Source organism: Nostoc sp. LPT (assembly GCF_017115165.1).
Taxonomy (GTDB): Bacteria; Cyanobacteriota; Cyanobacteriia; order Cyanobacteriales; family Nostocaceae; genus Nostoc.
The window spans coordinates 17747-37616 of the sequence record NZ_JABXKF010000185.1; the positions used below are offsets into that span (position 1 = coordinate 17747).

The following is a 19870-nucleotide window of genomic DNA, read 5'->3' on the forward strand; positions in this document are numbered from 1 at the left end:
CGATTAATATGCAAATTTATGCCGCACAAAATTACTTTGTACAGAATTCACAAAGTAATATCTCAATCGATGCATCGGCTGAGGATAATTGCAGCTTTTCTCAAGCTCAAAATTGGAATTCTAACAAGTACTTAGCCATGAGTAACGACTTCATCGCTTGAAAAATACTTTTTGAAATTTTTAAACTTTTATAGATACACTATAGTTTTGATAAGTGGTACTTTACTAGCTATTTTTTACAAAAATAAACATTTTTGAAGTTTTTACTTTTTAAATATATACAAACAACATTAAAGTATTATTTAATATAATAAGAAATAGCTTTTTGATAATATTAAAATATATAACCCGATCGCTCGTGCAATCAATAATGAGTTTATTGTCAGGCGAAACAATCGTATAGTTTTGGGGAGAGGATTAAGGGGAGCCAGTGCGGTCTTGGGGTCTCCCCAAGTGGAGCATCTGGCGTGTGGGGTGCGATGATTGTAGGAATCATGATATAAGATATCTCCATTTGAACTTTTGTAGAGATGTAGCACTGCTACGTCTCTACATTCTTTTGTAAATGACCTGGAAATGCGATCGCTAATAAAGAGATGCCAACACCTTATCAGCTGCTGCCCGGAATGCAGTTGCAGCACCAGCGCTCATATCCCGTGGCGCACAGATGCGATTTCTCACATAGGCGAGTGTGATAGCACCAATCGCAGCCGCAGTGGGATCGGCATTATCTTTACCACCCACGCGTCCCCACGGTAATGCTGCACCATTGCCATTGATCAGATAGTCAGCCAGCAATCTGAGGTGAAAATCAACTGTTTCTTTAACGGCTGTTGTGTCGCCATTGACCGCCAAAGCTTGCACCCCGGAGTTTTTCAGAATATCTCCTAAAGCAACTTCTCGGTTATCAGTCAACCTCTCAGCCGCTTCTGCCCGAAATTGGATTTCTTGGCTAATAGTTGGGTCAAGGGGTAAGGGATTGCTGATTGGTGTCACGCCCCATCGGCGACGCAAAAGTAAATTGTTGGTGATATCATCCGATTTGACGCGGTGATAGGCAAGACGCTGTTTGAGCGCTTCAAACCAAGCGTCGATCCGAGGATACCGAGGATTTCCCTTGAGGTGATATCCTTGATAAACGGGTAAGTTAGCCGCCAATCTGTCTAAATGGGGACTATAGGTAATATCTACGACGCTAAATGTTGACAAAAAGTAGGGACCAGGATACTTTCCGAGAAGTTGCTCCAGTTCATCTAGTTTCGTTTCAAAAGCTGCCTGTAAGCTTGCTAATTCATTCGGATCTTCCGAGGCTTGTCTGATAAATTTGTAGGCGATACCTATGACACTATTGGTTTCAGCATCCTCAAGCCACTGCCTAGCAACGGCGTTTTCCTCTGGGTCTTCAGGCAGCAAGCTTGGCCCAAATCGTTCTTCTAACGCTAACAGAATCTCTTTGGATTCATAAACTAACTTTCCCTCAATTTTCGCCGCCGGGACAAGGGTTGTAGGAACTAAATCAGTATACCATTTAGGCTTATTGCTCAAGTCGATAAACTCTGTTGCAAAAGGAATTTCTTTTTCTTCGAGAGCAAACCAAACCCGTTCGCAAAATGGACACCAAGAGTTAGTATCGCGGTAGAGCAGTACTGGCGGTTCTGTATTTGGTGGCAGTTTATGGAGACTGCTAGGTATGGGAGCGGTAGAAGGATATTGTCCTGGTCTACGCACCCGTCGAGCCTGGGTATTTTTTTGGGCAATTTCTAATAGTTGTTCCCAATTAGGTACTGTGTCTTGAATTGACATATTTTACCTTAGTTTAAGTTAACTTGATTTCCACAAATGAGTCAGAGTTGATTTATAAAGTAAATCTAAGTAGGGTGTGTTATGGCTTTAGCCTAAGGCACCGTACTGGTGTGGCAAGGCTAAATTGTCACAAAAAAATTGTAGTTGAGGAACTAAACCCAACACTCGGATCGATGTAGGGTAACGCGAAAGCTCAACCCAATCTACATCTATTTTTTAATAGATAAAAAGCTAAATTTTTGAATTCTGACCATTAACTACTGCAAATTTACGCGCTTACCGGAGTTAATGGTGATTATCACATGAAAATAGTTTGAAAGCAAGATTTAATATATCTACTTTTTGACTTACTGAAGCCATCAAAATCAGAAAAATCTCTATTAATTCGAGTTATAGAGCAATACACTTGGTTAAGGCTAAAAACTAAAACTGGCGTAGGTTGGGGAGCCACTGCGCCCTTGCAGTTTCCCGACTTGTACTCCTACGGAGAAGCAAGCTACGCGCAGCGTCTCCCCTTCTCCCAAAGGGAGAGGCTAACGCCAAGGGAGAAGAAAGTGGCGTTTGAGGAACGAAACCCAACATTATCAAAACTTTGTTGGGTAATACCGTTTCTTTGTAAAGCTGCGCCAAATTATATAATGGCTGGCTGTATGCCTACTGGGTGCGATCGCCTGAAAAATACTGACCGACAGCAAAATCTATAACAACGGTTTCATGTTGCTACACTTGAACCGAGCAGGACTGGCATGATGAAAGTGCGATCGCATCGCAGTCGGGCATAGCCAGCAAAAGCAGAACGTTTTTGTCAATATAGTAAATAATTCTTCGCCTGTCCGGTGATGCTGGACGTTAGGGCTGAACTTCGCGCAGCCGACGCTCCAGAAAGCGGCGTTCGCTGTCATTACTGACTAGCATGAGCGCGAGCGCGTAGCTCTGTGCGGCTGACGCTAAGGCTCCGATGCGGCGCAGCATCTCGGCACGGGTGGCGTGAAATAGATGGTAGTCGTTAAGTTGGGGGGCAAGCCCATCAATGAGTCCGAGGGCCGTCTGAGGACTCTCTATCATTGAAATCGCCACCGCCCGGTTCAGCGACACAATTGGCGAGGGCTGCAAGCGTTCGAGCAAATCGTAGAGGCGGACAATTTGTAACCAGTCCGTTTCTTCTGCTTGTGCTGCCTGACAATGTAGTGCCGCGATCGCTGCTTGCACTGCAAACGAACCAATCTCGCCCCGCAATGCCTCTTCAACAAGCGGTAGCGCCTCAGCAATCTGCTGTTGGTTCCAGCGACGACGATCCTGATCTTCGAGCAACACCAGATCGCCTACCTCATCCAAACGGGCATCGCGCCGGGAGTCGTGCAGCAACATCAGCGCCAAGAGTGCAGTCACTTCTGAGGGCGGTTGCGGTGCCATCAACGTCCTCACGAGGCGACCCAGCCGAATCGCTTCTGTGCAGAGGTCAGCCCTCACCATCATCTCGCCCCTAGTCGTCGCGTAGCCCTCATTGAAAATCAGATAGATCGCCGTCAGCACTGCGTTTACCCGCACAGACAGATCGGTTGTGTCCGGCACTTTATAGGGAATACCTGCATCCCGAATCTTGCGCTTGGCACGCACCAACCGTTGCGCCATCGTTGCCGTGGGGACGAGAAACGCCCGCGCAATTTCATCTGTCTCAAGTCCGCCCAGCAGGCGCAGTGTCAAAGCAACCTGCGCCTCGATCGCCAGTGCTGGATGGCAGCAAGTAAAGATCAGTCGCAGCCGCTCGTCTGGAATTTCGTCTGTGTCGTAAGTTGACTCCTGGTGGGTTGGGATTAACCCGGAGGCGGCGTACCATTCCAATTTTTCCGTCAGCCGTGTCCGCCGTCGGAGGCGGTCAATGGCTTTGTATCGAGCTGTTTTGACAATCCACGCACGGGGGAGATCGGGCACGCCGCTAGACTGCCATTGATTCACGGCGGCTATAAAGGCTTCCTGTACTGCTTCTTCAGCCACATCAAAATCCCCCACCAACCGGATAAGGATGGCGACGATCCGCCCCCATTCAGCCCGGTAAAGGGAGGCGATCGCTTGGTTTACGTCTGTTTTTGCGTTTGGGATTATACCTGACATAAAAAATTTTTGGCGAGGTGTCGATTTGAGGCAGCACCGTTCGACTTACTAACAAAGGGAAACAAGGGAGGTATACCCCAATCGTACTAAACGATCAAAATTTTTGGCGGAGTGTCGATTTGAGTCAGCACCGTTCGACTTACTAACAAAGGGAAACAACGGAGACAACCCGATGAAATATTTGCTGCTGATTTACTTGGAGGAAAATGCCCTCAGCCAAACCGAACGGGAACATTGTTATGTAGAATCCGCGCAGCTGGCACAACAACTCAACTCGAAGGGGCAGTATCTCGCAACCGCCCCGCTCCACCCTGTGGCAACTGCAACCAGCGTTCGGGTGCGCGACGGCAAACCGCTAGTAACTGACGGGCCGTTTGCAGAAACTCGCGAACAATTGGGCGGTTTTTTTCTGATTAATGCTCAGGATCTCGACGAAGCGATCGCGATCGCCGCCCGAATTCCAAGCGCACACGTCGGCACTGTTGAAATTCGACCTGTGATTGAAGTTGCAGGCTTGCCAGAGAATTCGTAACTGCACTCAACCTCAACCCAAAAGGAGAGATGACGATGACAACTAAAAACACGATCGCAACCAATGAAGTTCAGATTCGCCAACTAATTGCCGAGCAACAACGTGCCATCTGCACCAAGGATGTTGAGCAAATTATGTCCCGTTATGCTAACGAGGTTATCGTCTTCGATGTTAAACCTCCTTTCCAAACCCAAGGAAAAGATGCTTGGGGTCAAGTGTGGTCAGAATGTTTGCCTTACTTCCCCGACAGCCTTGAAATTGAAACACGAGACCTCAAGATTACCGTCAGTGAAGACTTAGCGGTTGCACATTGGCTATTTCGCTTCACAGGAACCCAAGACCATCCAGCAATGCAGACGTGGATGCGCGTCACCGCTGTCTGCCAGAAAAATCAAGGCGAATGGCAGATATTACACGAACATCTCTCGGTTCCATTTGATCCAGAGACCTCTCAAGCTGTATTCACGCTAAACCCATAGCCTAATCTACTGAGCCAACGCCATGAAACTCAATCCTTATCTCATGTTCAACGGCAACTGTGAGGCAGCGTTCAAGTTCTATGAACACTGTCTTGGCGGCAAAATTGTCATGATGATGACCCACGGAGATGCACCCTCAGCCGAGCATATACCTGCCGGATGGCATGACAAAATCATGCACGTCTGCCTCGATCTGGGCGATCGCCTCTTGATGGGGTCTGATAGTCCGCCTGGATATTTTGAAACACCCCAAGGCTTTTACGTGCAAATCAGCGTTGACGAGCCAGCGGAGGCAGAACGCATCTTTCAGACCCTGGCAGAAAACGGAAAAGTGAAGATGCCGATCGATCAAACTTTTTGGTCTGTCCGCTTTGGTATGTTGGTCGATCGATTCGGTATTCCGTGGATGGTCAACTGCCAGAAGACTGCTTGACTTGTGGGGAGGCGCTTATGGGCGTCTTCCCTAGAGTAAAACCTCAGCGCTTTTTCGCCGATCTTTCACTGTGCAATAATTCAAAAGAAGAACCCATGAGTACTCAAATTTTCGTTAATCTGCCAGTTAAAAACCTCAATCAATCGATCGAGTTCTTTACTCAACTCGGCTTTGAGTTTAATTCTCAATTCACTGACGAAACTTCCACCTGTATGATTGTGTCCGAAAACATTTTCGTCATGCTTTTGACCCATGAGAAGTTTAAGACGTTTACTCCCAAAGAAATTTGTGATGCCACAAAAAGCACAGAAGTGCTTGTGTGTTTATCTTCTGATAGCCGAGAACAAGTCGATGAAATAGTTCGCAAGGCTGTCGCCGCTGGTGGAACAACCTACAATGAACCGCAAGATCATGATTTTATGTATGGACATGGATTTGCTGACTTAGATGACCACATTTGGGAAATTATCTACATGGAGCCAAGCGCAATAAGTCAAGGTTGAAAATTTCATGTTTGAGGAATTATAGCAGTTCCCATTCAGATGTAGTACAACGTTATATCGCATTTGTATGGGAACCGCTATAGCTGTAATACACAAATGCAAATACTCCTATCTTCTTCAAATAGCTCTTTGCCGCAGATGTCGCCCATCAAATCCTTGCTTAATCCAATTCAGACATTCATATTCAGATTTGAATAACTTTGGAGCTGCAATATTATTCAATAACTCTGGTGGGTAATGGTCATAAAAATATTTATCTCCTTCTTGGAAGATGATAATTAAATTGTTCCGATAAATGTAGCGAGACTTAAAACTATCTCCGCGATGAACAAACTCTGAATTTTGATCGATATGCTCTTTAGCAATATTAATGATGTTAATAACGCCACTTCCATAGATTCCTGCTGGATTTTCTGCTTTATGAAATTGGTTTCTGTGCCCAATTTCAGATAACAATTTATACGAATAAATTTCGTAATTATCCGCCTTCCCAAAAATAAATGGAATGATGAGATATCCTTTATATGAGACTGAATTTTCATAAAGAAGACGACTCATCTCAACCTCCTTTGGTGGAACTGCTCTGAAAAAATTTGCTTTAACAGAAAAGTATGACAATACCAATTATCTACTAAATACGCTCACCATAAACTGAGTTGATTGGGGGGATGCTCAAGGTTATTCCAAGGTAGGGGTAGAACTAGTGTACCACTTTGTTCCAATAGCTGTTGGAAGTGACGGGCTGTACTGGGCGATCGCGCTTCTATTGGACAATGGACAAAGAAATAAATTCGCACTCCCATCTGTAACCATTGCTGAATCTGCCTTACCCACTCTTCCATAAATGGCTGATTCACTGATAAATTCCGATGAGAAATAAACCGAATTAGAGTAAAAGATGTTGTCACACTCAATTGCAACGGTAATTTCGGTTTGCGCCGTTCCGATTGTAATTGGGGGTCATCATCTCCAGTGTAAATAGGGCGCGAGTCTAACAGTACCCTTCCGACACCTAACTTTTCTAAAAGCGTCGTCAAATTACTAGCATGGGGTTCCTTGAACCAGTCGGGATGGCGAACTTCCACTGCTAGGGGTGCTTCTGTACGTGGCCAAGCTTCCAGAAAGTTGGACAAATCGTCAAGTAATGCAGGTGCATAGCTGGGTGGTAACTGGGCAAACATTGGGCCAAGATGCTTACCTAAAGGGCGCATCCCCTCCAGAAATTTTAAAGCAGCTGGTATATAAGGTTTTAGCAACCCTTGATGGGTAATATCTCGCGGTAATTTTAGACAAAATTCAAAACCTACTGGTGTTTCGGTAGCCCAACGGGTTACAGTTTCTTGGTTAGGCACGGCATAAAAGGTGGTGTTACCTTCTACAGTGGTGAAGCGACGACTGTAGAGATGGAGAAAATCAGCAGTGCGAGTACCTTGGGGATAGAGTTCGCCTACCCAACCTTTATATGCCCAAACAGCACAACCGATAAAAAAGTTCACAGTGCTTAAAAGCCTTGATGTATCAATATTCAATTTTACAGGCAGATTGTAGCAATGGATGAAGCTAGTACCGCAAGGCAAAAGTCACGCATTCAAAAGTCAAAAGTCACGCATAATTATATTCCAAGCTCTTGCGCCATTTGAAATGGTGAGGCAGTCGCTCAGAGGGGGTTCCCCCCATGAGGAACTGCCGTTAGCGCAGCGTTAGCGAGCCTGCGTTCGCGCAGCGTCTCGTAGAGAGCGTCACTCGTTAGCGCAGCGTTAGCGACGCAGGAGCGTCAGGGGTATGTTTATTTACGCCATGCTGTACTAGGTCAAATTCCCGACTTGTTAAAAAAAATCACAGATTTTTTTCTCAAAATGCTTGATTGCTTTCTCATTTCGGTAGATTCAGCAAGCAAAAAGGCATATTGCTTTCTCTTTTCAGTAGATCGCGTATTCATTTTAGTGGTTTAGGCAAGCAAATAGGCATATAGCAGTTTTCAATTGCATTGCATAGGAGTAATTTATGCACCAATACGTTTCAGTTAAGGGTTATTGGTATAGATAATTGGTTTTTTAAGACGCGATAAATCGCGTCTCTACATGAGGATTTTGGTGTTATGGCGCAACCTCACTTATTGATAAATTGAACCATCAGGCATAATTGCCCCTGCTAAATTAGTCCCAACTAATTTAACCAGAAGACGCTCACCAGAGCGAATCCGCGCTCCCGTCAAGTCGGCTCCTCGCAAGTCGGCCCCACTGAGATCCGCTCCAATCAAATTAGCCGCGCGTAAATTCGCCTCCCTGAGATCCGCTAAAAGTAGGTTTGCCCGAAATAAATTTGCTTCAGATAAATTTGCACCTCTAAGGTTGACTTTGTGCATAAAAGTATCACTGAGATTAGCACCACTCAAATTGGCATAACTCAGATTTCTGCCAGATAAGTCTTTATTGCTCAAATTTGCCCGACTGTAGTCTTTGCCGCTTAAATCTGAGTTTTGCTTTGGTGGTTTCTGGGTTGGTTGAGATGGTTTTTCCTGTTGAGGTGACGGTGAGTTATGTGTGGTTTGATATGTAGTTTGATGTGTGGTTTGAGGTTTGGTTTTTAGAGAGCGCAACTTTTCACGAGCTTCATTTATAGCTTTCAGCTTGTCTTGTGCTTTCTGCTGTAAACGGAGATTGTCTTTGGGAATGCGATCGGGATGCCAAACAAAGACTAAATCTTTGTAAGCCTGGTTCACTTCTTCAAGTGTTGCTCCAGGCTCTAATTCCAAAACTCTATAGTACCGCTCCAGATCGCTCATACGATATTTTGGTGGACAATCAACTTAATTATGAGTGATGGAGTCATCTATACGCTGCATTATTTGTTAGGGATTATCGGGCATTGGGCATTGGGAATGGAGAAGAGACAAGGTAGACAAGGAAGAGGGGGAGACTTGAGAGAGACTTGTTCAATAAAATTCTCCCTTGTCCCCAAGTCTCCCCTGCCCCTCTTCTCTCCACTCCTTCATCTTCCCATTTCTCCATTTCTCCATCGAGCGATCGCTCTAAAATATGCCGCAATTGGAATCTGATAGACTTCAATATAAATCCAAACAATAATTGATAAATGTGATAAAAAGGTTAATATTGTCCAAATATATGGCATCCAGGTAATGGGTTCTTTCAGATTAGCAGGAAAATAGTAAGCTACTATGCCAATTAGAGTAGTGGGAAAAATTATAAAAATTGCTGCTGCTAGTCCATAACCCCAACCTAATTCCACACCTTCCAATTGGCCTTCTGTCCAACTAAACCCATTCCAACGCCAAGTTAAAGGTGGTTGCCTAGAAGGCATCTTGATTTGCTGTTGTTCTAAGTTGACTGTAAAAATCTCTTGGCAAAAGTCACAAGCCATAGCTTCCATCAATGGCATGTGAGAAATCTTACCTATTCGACAGACTGGGCAGGGATAAGCTCCATAATAGTCGAAAGATTGGGTTAAGATTTTGGAACTGGGCATAATGAGACTGATGATCCTAAAAAATTGATCTGGTCAATGAGGACTTGGGTAATAATGTATGGCGGTTGTCAATTCCCTGCAATCAGCTTTCGTAAGATGAAATCATAAGTCAGGAGAATTATATATTTTAACTTCTCAATCCTGGCTTTTTCTTCTAAGGTTATATAACTATCGTAATGTCTAATGACAAGCCCTTCGGGTTCGGGGGTTCGCAATCGACGGGAACCGCCAAGACTGCGACCCCCTCACCGCTTTTTTCGCTACGCAAATAAGCAACTAGTACAATCAGAACAGAGTGTGATTTTGAATTGTGCAAAGCGTTATTAGTCTTAATCCCCAGAGTTGTACTGAGTCTATCGTTTTTTTATAGTTTGTGCAGGTCTTGACAAAGCCCACTCTTACTGCTATTGTTACATTTTATAAGTATATTTCTTAAGTTTTCCAGCAAAAACCCCGCAAATGCTTAACACAAATTCTTACTTTTATTTTTGGTTTAGGGTGGTTCACCGGGAGTGAATTAAGTTTCCTAATGGAAACCACCCGGTGAACCGCAGAGCAAACTCTGCGGTTTTTGTTTTTTTAAGGAGAATTTCATTGTCATGACTTATTTCAGTAGCTGGTTTTATGGCTTTTACTTTTGGCCCAGAATAAATTCCGGGTAAATAGCGTCATGCTAATGAATCAGAACGCGCCCGGAACTCTTGAAGGTTTCGGGCTTTTTTTGTGATTGGGGACTGGGGACTGGGGACTGGGGAATAGGGACTGGGGACTGGGGACTGGAAAACAACTCTTACCCCAATACCCAATCCCTAATACCCAATCCCTAATACCCAATCCCTAATACCCAATCCCTAACTTTTCACGAGAATATAACCATGATTAATGCTAAACTTGCTGCACAAACCCATCTAAACCACCAGACAATCGTTAAAATCTCGAAAGAAGTCGCTTTCGGCGGTAAAGAACTGGTAATTATCGGCGGTCCCTGCACTGTTGAAAGCTTAGAACAAATGGAGATAGTCGCCCAAAAGTTATCTACTGCATCAGTACAGGGGTTGCGTGGCGGTGTCTACAAACCCCGCACATCTCCCTACGCTTTCCAAGGTATGGGAGAGTCAGGATTAGAGATTTTAGCCAGGGTGCGATCGCATTACAATATGCCAGTTGTCACGGAGGTGATGTCAATTTCCCAAATTGAAGTAGTCGCCGCCCACGCTGATATGCTTCAAGTTGGTAGCCGCAATATGCAAAACTTTGATTTGCTCAAAGCTTTGGGACAAGCTGGTAAACCAATACTGCTCAAACGTGGTTTAGCAGCGACTATTGAAGAATTTGTCATGGCTGCTGAATATATCCTCAGCCACGGGAATCCTGATGTGGTGTTGTGCGAAAGAGGTATTCGCAGTTTCGATGATTACACCCGTAACGTCCTAGATTTAGGGGCAGTGGCAGCACTCAAGCAAATAACTCACTTGCCTGTAATTGTAGATCCTTCTCATGCCGTCGGTAAACGGGAGTTGGTAGCACCCGTGGCTAGGGCTGCGATCGCTTGCGGTGCAGATGGATTAATTATTGAATGTCACCCAGAACCAGAAAAATCTGTTTCTGATGCCCGTCAAGCACTTTCTTTAGAAGATATGGTGCATTTAGTTAATAGTTTAAAGCTTGTAGCCACAGCCGTTGGGCGTAGTATATCAGATTTCGGGGCGGGTTTGTCACCTGCCCCGATTTTTTGGGCTGCTTAAATTTCAGCAAAGAGCGATCGCTTGAATGTCTGAGTCAAAACATTTCTTTTGGCTTAAGGATAAATAGCGATCGCTTTTATAAAATCAAGTTGTTACTTCAGCTATTCCATTGGTTCTCAAACGTATTTTTGCAACACAATCTTCTATATATAAATTTAATTTATCATTTTAAGAAATAAGACTATTTGATTTTATTCTACAAGTCGTTTTATCCTGAAATCAGTAGATATTTTAACTTTTACTAAATTCCCTAAAGAAGTTTTAGGATACCGATCTTTCAACTTTGAGAATCTAAAGAAGGACAATAACTAAATGCTAGAACAGCAGATTGATTGCCCCATCAGACCTAAGACAAGTGCAATGATTATAAAACTTTTTCAAATCACTATAGTGGTCTTAGTACTTTGGATCGACTTAGTAATTGCTTTCCCCTCTTGGGCAGAAAGTACGCTTTCTTTAACTAGCAATCCTAATAACTTTCAAGTTGGGCAAAAAGTGATTTGGCTTTACAAGCCCCGCACAGATTCTAGCGATGTCCAAAGAATTCCTGCCGAAATAGTCAAGTTAAGTTCCAAGCAAGTGCAAATCAAGGTTTACAAACATAACAACGAATTTGTCAATCGTTGGGTGAATCCAAACAAGCTTGAGAATTCGACAAAAATTAAATAGTCAGTAGTCATTTGTGATTACAAAGGACAAATGACTACTGACTAATGACAGCAACAGAAAAATATTTCACAAATGATTTAGGACTGCTATAGTTAAAACTCCCTTGTGTGGGTTTTGTTTTCATAATTAGCATCTTCAGTACCAAGCAGTTTGTCCCAGAACGTAAAATACAAACCGTAGTGTACTTTATACTTGCGATGATGTATGGAATGATGCATAGAACCAATAAGCCACCTTCCAATCCAGTAACTTTTAGATGAGGAGGGAAATAGCTCAAATCCGAGATGGGTAAACACTGCCCATACTGTCATAGTTATAAGTGCGGCAACTAAGGTGACAAAATGCAGCGGAACTATGAAGCTTACACCTACAAAGAAAAGTGCTTGTACGATCGCTTCTGGCAAATCGAAGGCAGAGGAACTCCAGGGTGTTGGCTCGCCTGAACGGTGGTGTCCATAATGCATCCATCTAAAAATTAGAGGGTGGTGAAACATCCGATGGATAAAATAAAAGTAAGTATCCTGAAGAATTAGCACTGCAATAAAGCTAACTATCAAATACCACAGTCCGTATTTCCAGATGTCAGCGTATAACAGCGTTGCTCCCAAATTATACTCGGAGATCATAAATGCTCCAGAAATAGCAAAAACTACTGTGGAGATTACTGATAATTCAATATCCTTTTTAATGGAACAATTCATCAACGGTTTCAAACGCAAACTCTTGTTGGCGAGAGACTTCCCCAGAACTAAATAAAAGAGCAAGTATGCTCCACCAGCAATCAGAAAGTATCGGGCAAGAGTGATACCGAAGAAGAAAAAGCAATAATACCAAAATGAGTGGTTCGTCAATTAGACCCATCCGTAATATTAATTCGGTGACATGAAAATGCTGATTATGTCCAATTGTTTTGGTCTTCATTACCAAAAATAAGCAAATTACGATTTAATTTGTTAATCGACAAAATCCACTGCTTATTTTACAACATCAAGTAGTTCAGCAAATATATAATAAAACTCTCAATACGCTACAACAGAAAAAACCTCTGCTAAATCTGTGAAAAAACGAGTAACACTCACCTTCCCGAAACGCGCCGTGCAAATGCCAGTCACTTACGTACTGGCCAAAGAGTTCAACGTCGCCGCCAATATTATCCGCGCCCAAGTTGCCCCAAATCAAATTGGCAAACTGGTAGTGGAATTATCGGGAGACATCGATCAATTAGATGCAGCGATCGAGTGGATGCGATCGCGTAATGTTAATGTTTCTTCTACATTAGGCGAAATTGCGATCGACGAGGATGTGTGTGTCCACTGTGGCTTGTGTACTGGGGTTTGTCCTACCGAAGCCCTCACCCTCCAGCCAGAGACGTACAAGTTGACATTTACGCGATCGCGCTGTATCGTTTGCGAACAGTGTATTCCCACCTGTCCCGTACAAGCAATCTCTACTAACATTTAAGATTACCGCATACACCACGGAGCATTGCCCATCCAACTTTCTCAGCAATCCAAAATCTAAAATTGAAGTTAGCCCAACTTAAACACATCCGCGATTACACCACTATCACCCACCAGCCTACTTTTTGCTGGAGAGTCATAAACTACCAATAGCGAAGGTATGCCAGCTACATCCTGAAACATCGTCATTCCCTCAGCGTGTTCTTCTCGATTTCCATAAGGAATATCTTGCACAAAATCGGGATTGCTGAAGACATTTTCTCCTAAATTCACACCATTTAACCAGCGATAAACTTGCACGGGCCCATCTAAATCCATCGTTGGCCCGGCTAAAATCAACAAATCTTTATCATCTACATACAAATCCCGAATTCCCAAACCATTCAACCAGATAAAATGCTTTTTATATAACTCCTTCAATTCCCCAATTTGCTTTAGTTTCATCAGTCCAGGGGTAGAATCTTCTAACTCTATTTCCAGCACCACAGCCCAACCCCGCAATACAGGGCCCCGCAAACCCAGAAAGACGCGGTTTTGATAAATGCCTATTCCTTCAATATCAAAGCCATTATCCTTTCCGGGAATTCCTGCCTTAATAAACAAGCCTAAATGGGCATCATCTGCTAAAGCTGTCATCAGCAAATTACCCTGATTCGTCACTTCTAATTTAGCCGCATTCAATTGCACATCTGGCTTTTCGGGGTGTGGGCAAGATGAGCATAGTTTACCCTCTATCAGAGGAATTCGTCCTAAAATGTAACGGTTCGGTTCCGATTCAATTTTTGCTAGCCTTTTAAAGTTTTTGGCAGCTGTATTTTCAGGTTTGGATTTTTTGCGTTTGTAGCTGTGAGAACCAACAAACCATAAGTAATTATCAGCGTAAGCCAGTCCTTCTATATCAATTTCTTCCTCTTCTGGTGCAGGTAAATTGATAAATTCTGCTACACGAAATTGTTGATGATCTGTAAATTTATCAGTATCAACCAAAGATAAACGCTCAATAGTTGAGGTTTCATCTGACCCCAACCATAAATACTTCTGATGCGTTAGCAGCACTGCTGATAAGTCTTCTCTATGTTCTTGAAAAGAATCTACAAAAGTCAATAAAACTTGATTTAATAAATGTAAGTTTGGCATTTTAAATCATATTGATAGTTATAAATATGCTAGCCATGCTATTATAATATATGATTCAATTATCGTAAAAACTTATCTCAAAACTATAGTTTATATGAACTTGACGGGATGAACTACTATTTAAACCTTTGACAGATATTGCATATTTATAGAAGAGGATGCAACTATCAATAGTCATAAGCATACGTGACAATCCTCATAGTTAAAAAATATCAAAACTAGATGCAAATTTTTAAATAATATTGTTATTATGCAATAACCTCATGAGGGAATCATTCAGACCAATTATGAAATTAGCCACACAACCCACAGTAAAAACTCTCGGTGACTACGCCTACCAAGCGATTGAAAAACATTGTAAGAAAACCTTCAAGTGGGAAAAATCAGTCAAGAAAGATGAAGATCCAGAAGCGCTACACCAAATGCGGGTGGGAATGCGCCGCCTACGGACAGCGGTAACTCGGTTTGGGCTAGCAGTGGATGTATCGAAACCAGTCAGCGATAAAAATATTGGTAAAATAGCTCGTCGTCTTGGTAATCTGCGAGATTTAGACGTACTCAAAGAAAGTTTGGAAAACAATTACAAACCAAACTTACCCCGTAAAGAGCAGGAATCTCTACAAACAGCTTTTACAGCTTTGGCGAAACAACGTGAAGATGTACAATCGAGTGTGCAGAAAACATTAAACGATGAATCTTACAAATCTCTAAAAGATGCATTGGATAAGTGGTTAGAGAAACCCAGTTATCAACCTTTGGCAGCTGTTTCGATTCAGCAAGTGCTACCAGACTTACTTTTACCAGAAGTGAGTAACTTCTTACTGCATCCAGGTTGGCTAGTTGGTACTGAATTTGTAGAATCAGAAGTGAAGATCCAGAAAAACTGGAAACCAAAAAAGATAGAAAAACAATTGACAACAGAAGGTGAAAATCTTCATAGTTTGCGAAAAGAAGCTAAACGTATACGCTATCAAATGGAGTTATTTACTGACTTATATGGCGATTCTTACGAAGCTTATATTACAGAAGTGAAAAATATCCAAGAAATTTTGGGTACGATGCAAGATAGTACTGTTTTAACTGACTGGCTTACAGATATATACAAGTCAGAAATTCAGACTCAGTTACCCACCTTTGCTAATTTGTTAACTGAAAATCGTTACCAGTCGTGGCAGCAGTGGCAACCTTTGCAAGAACGGTATCTGAAAACTGAAACCAGACATAGTTTTCATTTAACAATATTGCACCCGCTTTCAGGATTAATAAGTTAAAAGTTACTCTTTATTCAGAAAGGATTGGACTAACGAACAGACAATTGAATAGGAGCTTCTAGAGACAAAACATAAACACTGCTCTAGGGAATTTGTGCAATACAGGTCTTTTCAGCGGAACCTAAACTTGAAATTAGTCTAATAGTGCTTTATAGCATTGTTCCCCGCTCAGTTTGACCGGGGAGCGCCTTGCCTTGGCTGAAAAAGTTCAAGACGCTTCCACCAATCCTGCCTCAAACAGAGCCATTCTTGACGGTTTTATGATTAACTCGCATGAATTTAGATGAATTTAATATCTGAATCTAACGGTATCTAGCAGTTCCCTTAAGTGGGAAAGTCTCATATAATTGTAGTTGCCCAAATATTGGTCTTCGGATTAATCCTGATGTTTTTTCGGTAGTGAGAATTGCTTGAGTTTGGACAGGAGTTTCTCTATCACCAATAGGTAAGTTAACAGTGGGTAACAAAAAACTGAGTTTGACTGTATTGCCTCCGACAGTAGGATTTGGACTGCTAATAATTACTGTAATCAGTGTCCCGATATCAGTAGTTAATGTCTTAATGTCATCGCCACTGAAATGAAGGGAAGTATTTTGAGTTTTGTAATCAAGCTGTGAAACTTCGTTAAGGATAGAATACTTAATCTGAGTACCATTGCCATTAAGTGTAAACTCATTTGGTCGTTGCACAACAATTGCTTGTGCTTTTTTTGTAGATTTGGTCATCAACAAAGATACTAGTGATGTCGTAGTTAAGCCAGTCACAAAGGTGAGAGCAGCTTTGAGAATTTGACGGCGGGGCAAATTTGAGGATATATCTTTCAAGTTAGGATTCATAGTTCTTTCTTCTGATGCTGATTGTGACTTGTTGAAAGCTACCTAATTTTATTGCTTTATTTTAGTGGTTGTTTTTCGTCTTCTTTACACCCTCAAACGGTTACAAACTTTTAGAAGTTGAAAAGTTCAATTCCTGTTGAATACTTTTGGCGTCATTATACAAATTTGTAACTTTAGAATCATTACTTGGACAGCTAATATCTGGAGATTTCTGCCCGGAATAATTGACTTGAGTTGATGTCCCGAATGAAACAGATTTCGGACACGATCTAAATGGTAATTTTGACAGTGGTTTAGCTGCTGAAATATCATTGAAAAATTTAGTGGCTGTGTTCAGTTTAATTTCACCTGTACCTTTTGTATTGCAAACAGTGTAAGTTGCCTTTCCTGATGGCAATACGGAAATGTTATACTTGCAAGTATTCGTAGAACCGCTATTAATAATAATAGCTGGCTCTTGAATAATTGGTGTTTGTGCAAGTATTTTTAAAGAAAAAATACATAAAGGTGTAGCTAGTAAAACTGAAGCCAAGCTAATTTTAGAGAATGCAAAAAGTTTCATTATCACCTCACATTTAGTTTTTTAATTATTTAGATTTTCTTAACGGGTTGAAAAGATTTTTTAGAAGAAAATTATATAACAGCAACTTTTTGGTTAATGCTTGATTAAGAAAAACTAGATTCTTAAGTAGTATAGTGTGAAACATAAATTATAGATAATATTTAAAACTATAGTTGACTCTATACTTTTTAGATATGTCATTATTGTGTCAACTTTGTGTCAGAAAAATATCTAATTTTAATGTGGTATCCCTATTGAATATATGTTTGGGGCTTTGCAGCAAAAAAATTCAGTGAGGTAACTTTGACAGGAATACTGCACAGTTGAACCCTACGGTTCTCGGTAGATGCTGACCTCTGTTTTGGGGTACAGGACTTTTATTTGTCTAAAAAAATTCTCTCCAAAAGCGGATTGTTTATTTTCAAGTTTGATAAATCAATACAAGACAGGCGTGAGATTGTTGGCTGGATGATTGGTCACTTATTTCAGAAAAATACTAGTATTTTTAAATACATTTAAATAAGTATCTGAAACTGTTGGTTAATTAGTTTTTCAGATAAAAAATCTGTCGGCATTAACTCGACAGTGTAAATTTTATCTGCGTCTACCTCATAATCAATAACAACACCACGAGAACTTTTCCTTCTTAGACCGGGAAACAATAATTTATAAGATTTAAAAAAGTCTGGCCATAAATAAAGACGGGTTGCAGCCCGTCTAAATAGCTTGAAAGTGCAAATACACCTTGTATAGGATTGAAAATAACACAATTGATTTTCTCAAAGTTGCCAATTTGCCAATTTATAAAAAAACATCTCCATAAATTAAATATACGTTATCCAAAACCCTTGTAAAGACGTAGCAGTTCTATATATCTATATTTTTTTCACTCATATCTATAAAGAACAGATGTTAGAATCGTCCTAAAAGTCTTGGTATTTGCAGCTAAATCATTTACCCATACATATTTGAGGCTTTTTAGAAATTACGATTGCACTCCTCACACTCATGAGCAATTTTCAGCTACTCCCTGCTCTAAAAACAGTAATAATCGCCCTCACAAGATATTGCTATGTCTAAATCAGTCATAGTAGAAGTTACAGCTAGTGGATATAGAAGCTCCCCTAATGTGTTATTACGACTGGTTTAGTTTGACATGAACTCAACCAGCAACAAAAATCAAGGTTTATAACCATCAAATATGAACGTTTTACTTCTATACCCCCGCTTTCCAAAAAGTTTTTGGTCTTTTGAAAAAACATTGGCTTTATTAGACCGTAAAGCAATGCTACCGCCTTTAGGCTTGGTAACTGTAGCAGCGATTTTACCGCAAGAATGGGATTTCAAGCTAGTAGATCGAAATGTTCGCGTTTGTACAGAAGCCGAATGGGCTTGGGCTGATTTGGTTATTATGTCGGCGATGATTGTGCAGAAAGAGGATTTGCTCTCTCAGATATTGGAAGCAAAGCAGAGAGGGAAGCGGGTTGCTGTGGGTGGGCCTTTCCCAACAGCGCTACCGAATGAAATGACATCCGCAGGAGCTGACTATTTGATATTAGACGAGGGGGAAATCACCCTACCTTTATTTGTAGCAGCGATCGCACGCGGCGATCGCACAGGCATTTTTCGCTCTGGCGGTGAAAAACCAGATGTCACCAATACTCCAACTCCTCGCTTTGATTTGCTAGAGTTTGAAGCCTATGCAGAGATGTCAGTGCAATTTTCCCGTGGATGTCCCTTCCAGTGTGAATTTTGTGACATTATTGTGCTATACGGTCGCAAACCCCGCACCAAAAACCCAGAACAACTATTAGCAGAACTTGATTATCTCTACAAACTGGGTTGGCGGCGCAGTATTTTTATGGTGGATGACAACTTCATCGGTAATAAGCGGAATGTGAAATTATTTTTGAAGTCCCTTCTACCCTGGATGGTAGAGCATAATTATCCCTTTTCCTTTGCCACAGAGGCTTCGGTTGATTTAGCCCAAGATCAAGAACTGATGGATTTGATGGTAGCGTGTAATTTTGGAGCCGTTTTTCTGGGAATTGAAACCCCCGATGAAGAAAGTCTTACTTTCACTCAGAAATATCAGAATACCAGAGATTCACTCAGTGAAGCAGTGGATAAAATTACCCGCTCCGGGCTGCGAGTCATGGCAGGCTTTATCATTGGGTTTGATGGCGAGAAAGTAGGAGCCGGCGCCCGAATTGTCAAGTTTGTGGAGCAAACAGCAATCCCCACAGCCTTATTTAGTATGCTGCAAGCACTTCCAGATACAGCCCTCTGGCATCGATTAGAAAAGGAAGGACGACTCCGTAATAAATCTGCCAACATCAACCAAACCACGTTGATGAATTTTGTACCAACTCGACCTTTAGAAGATATCGCTCGTGAATATGTGCAGGCGTTCTGTGATTTGTATGAGCCAGAGCGGTTTTTGGAGCGTACATACAAACACTTCCGTCTTTTGGGTGAAGCAACCTATCCAAAAAAGGGGAAAGCTGCTAAAAAACCATTGAACTGGAAAGTACTCCGGGCGTTGCTGGTGATTTGTTGGCGTCAAGGTTTACGTCGTCAGACGCGCTGGCAATTCTGGCGCAACTTGTGGAACATGTATCAGCATAATCCGGGTGGGGTGAGTAGCTACTTAGCTGTTTGTGCCCAAATTGAGCATTTCTTGGAATATCGCCAAATTGTCCGGGATGAAATTGAGGCTCAAGTAGCTGAATTTCTGAAAGCAGAAGCTAGGGTAAAACCGGAAGCAGAAGTAATGGAAGTGTTAGGAAGCTTAAAAAAATAACTCATAGTACTTAGAGCAAGGGTTTAAGACTTCTACTGA

General features: G+C 41.9%; 20 protein-coding genes. 9 read left to right on the top strand and 11 right to left on the bottom strand.

From position 1 onward, the window contains the following. Positions 1–585: 585 nt before the first annotated feature. Both HWQ58_RS37150 and HWQ58_RS37155 read right to left on the bottom strand, forming a co-directional pair. Positions 586–1803, bottom strand: a complete 1218-nt coding sequence (locus HWQ58_RS37150) for a glutathione S-transferase family protein (protein ID WP_292873668.1) — start codon at positions 1801–1803, stop codon at positions 586–588. 849 nt (positions 1804–2652) lie between these two features. After that, entirely contained in the window at positions 2653–3915 is a 1263-nt protein-coding gene (locus HWQ58_RS37155; RefSeq protein ID WP_292873670.1) for an RNA polymerase sigma factor, read from the bottom strand. 103 nt (positions 3916–4018) lie between these two features. Here HWQ58_RS37155 and HWQ58_RS37160 point away from each other — a divergent pair, with 103 nt between their 5' ends. From HWQ58_RS37160 to HWQ58_RS37175, 4 genes are all read left to right on the top strand, one after another. Continuing rightward, positions 4019–4447, top strand: coding sequence for a YciI family protein (locus tag HWQ58_RS37160; protein WP_292873672.1), 429 nt, complete (start codon positions 4019–4021; stop codon positions 4445–4447). A gap of 35 nt (positions 4448–4482) precedes the next feature. Continuing rightward, positions 4483–4926, top strand: coding sequence for a nuclear transport factor 2 family protein (locus HWQ58_RS37165; protein ID WP_292873674.1), 444 nt, complete (start codon positions 4483–4485; stop codon positions 4924–4926). A 22-nt stretch (positions 4927–4948) separates the two neighbouring features. Beyond that, positions 4949–5359 carry a VOC family protein gene (locus HWQ58_RS37170; RefSeq protein WP_292873676.1) on the top strand — a complete coding sequence of 137 codons (411 nt, stop codon included), beginning with the start codon at positions 4949–4951 and terminating at the stop codon, positions 5357–5359. A 95-nt stretch (positions 5360–5454) separates the two neighbouring features. Further along, the gene (locus HWQ58_RS37175; RefSeq protein WP_292873678.1) at positions 5455–5862 is read left to right on the top strand and encodes a VOC family protein; all 408 of its coding nucleotides are present in this window, start codon (positions 5455–5457) and stop codon (positions 5860–5862) included. Positions 5863–5979: 117 nt separating this feature from the next. On the opposite strand, the gene HWQ58_RS37180 is transcribed toward HWQ58_RS37175, so the two are convergent. From HWQ58_RS37180 to HWQ58_RS37195, 4 genes are all read right to left on the bottom strand, one after another. After that, positions 5980–6420 (bottom strand): hypothetical protein, encoded by a 441-nt coding sequence (locus HWQ58_RS37180; protein ID WP_292873680.1) that lies wholly within the window; start codon positions 6418–6420, stop codon positions 5980–5982. An 83-nt stretch (positions 6421–6503) separates the two neighbouring features. Further along, positions 6504–7358: a DUF72 domain-containing protein gene (locus HWQ58_RS37185; protein ID WP_292873682.1), complete on the bottom strand. Its 855-nt coding sequence runs from the start codon at positions 7356–7358 to the stop codon at positions 6504–6506. A gap of 617 nt (positions 7359–7975) precedes the next feature. Next, positions 7976–8647, bottom strand: coding sequence for a pentapeptide repeat-containing protein (locus HWQ58_RS37190; RefSeq protein WP_292873684.1), 672 nt, complete (start codon positions 8645–8647; stop codon positions 7976–7978). Between the two features lie 206 nt (positions 8648–8853). After that, a complete protein-coding gene (locus tag HWQ58_RS37195) occupies positions 8854–9348 on the bottom strand; it encodes a hypothetical protein (RefSeq protein WP_292873686.1) in 495 nt (164 codons plus the stop codon). Positions 9349–10223: 875 nt separating this feature from the next. On the opposite strand from HWQ58_RS37195, the gene aroF reads away from it, so the two are divergent. Both aroF and HWQ58_RS37205 read left to right on the top strand, forming a co-directional pair. Continuing rightward, the gene (aroF, locus tag HWQ58_RS37200; protein ID WP_292873688.1) at positions 10224–11093 is read left to right on the top strand and encodes a 3-deoxy-7-phosphoheptulonate synthase; all 870 of its coding nucleotides are present in this window, start codon (positions 10224–10226) and stop codon (positions 11091–11093) included. Positions 11094–11405: 312 nt separating this feature from the next. Continuing rightward, positions 11406–11762: a hypothetical protein gene (locus HWQ58_RS37205; RefSeq protein ID WP_292873690.1), complete on the top strand. Its 357-nt coding sequence runs from the start codon at positions 11406–11408 to the stop codon at positions 11760–11762. Positions 11763–11854: 92 nt separating this feature from the next. On the opposite strand, the gene HWQ58_RS37210 is transcribed toward HWQ58_RS37205, so the two are convergent. After that, the gene (locus HWQ58_RS37210) at positions 11855–12463 is read right to left on the bottom strand and encodes a sterol desaturase family protein (RefSeq protein ID WP_292873692.1); all 609 of its coding nucleotides are present in this window, start codon (positions 12461–12463) and stop codon (positions 11855–11857) included. Further along, entirely contained in the window at positions 12447–12683 is a 237-nt protein-coding gene (locus HWQ58_RS37215) for a hypothetical protein (RefSeq protein WP_292873694.1), read from the bottom strand. The genes HWQ58_RS37210 and HWQ58_RS37215 overlap by 17 nt, the downstream gene beginning before the upstream one ends. 135 nt (positions 12684–12818) lie before the next feature. Between HWQ58_RS37215 and HWQ58_RS37220 the strand changes: the two genes are divergently transcribed. After that, the gene (locus HWQ58_RS37220) at positions 12819–13223 is read left to right on the top strand and encodes an NIL domain-containing protein (RefSeq protein WP_094347724.1); all 405 of its coding nucleotides are present in this window, start codon (positions 12819–12821) and stop codon (positions 13221–13223) included. 68 nt (positions 13224–13291) lie between these two features. Here HWQ58_RS37220 and HWQ58_RS37225 read toward each other — a convergent pair whose 3' ends face one another. Next, positions 13292–14359 (bottom strand): DUF3616 domain-containing protein, encoded by a 1068-nt coding sequence (locus HWQ58_RS37225; protein ID WP_292873696.1) that lies wholly within the window; start codon positions 14357–14359, stop codon positions 13292–13294. A gap of 287 nt (positions 14360–14646) precedes the next feature. Here HWQ58_RS37225 and HWQ58_RS37230 point away from each other — a divergent pair, with 287 nt between their 5' ends. Beyond that, positions 14647–15630 (top strand): CHAD domain-containing protein, encoded by a 984-nt coding sequence (locus HWQ58_RS37230; RefSeq protein WP_292873698.1) that lies wholly within the window; start codon positions 14647–14649, stop codon positions 15628–15630. A 302-nt stretch (positions 15631–15932) separates the two neighbouring features. Here HWQ58_RS37230 and HWQ58_RS37235 read toward each other — a convergent pair whose 3' ends face one another. Beyond that, positions 15933–16466 carry a hypothetical protein gene (locus HWQ58_RS37235; RefSeq protein WP_292873700.1) on the bottom strand — a complete coding sequence of 178 codons (534 nt, stop codon included), beginning with the start codon at positions 16464–16466 and terminating at the stop codon, positions 15933–15935. Positions 16467–16566: 100 nt separating this feature from the next. Beyond that, entirely contained in the window at positions 16567–17028 is a 462-nt protein-coding gene (locus tag HWQ58_RS37240) for a hypothetical protein (protein WP_292873702.1), read from the bottom strand. A gap of 1201 nt (positions 17029–18229) precedes the next feature. Here HWQ58_RS37240 and HWQ58_RS37245 point away from each other — a divergent pair. Then, a complete protein-coding gene (locus HWQ58_RS37245; RefSeq protein WP_292873704.1) occupies positions 18230–19831 on the top strand; it encodes a B12-binding domain-containing radical SAM protein in 1602 nt (533 codons plus the stop codon). Positions 19832–19870: the final 39 nt, after the last annotated feature.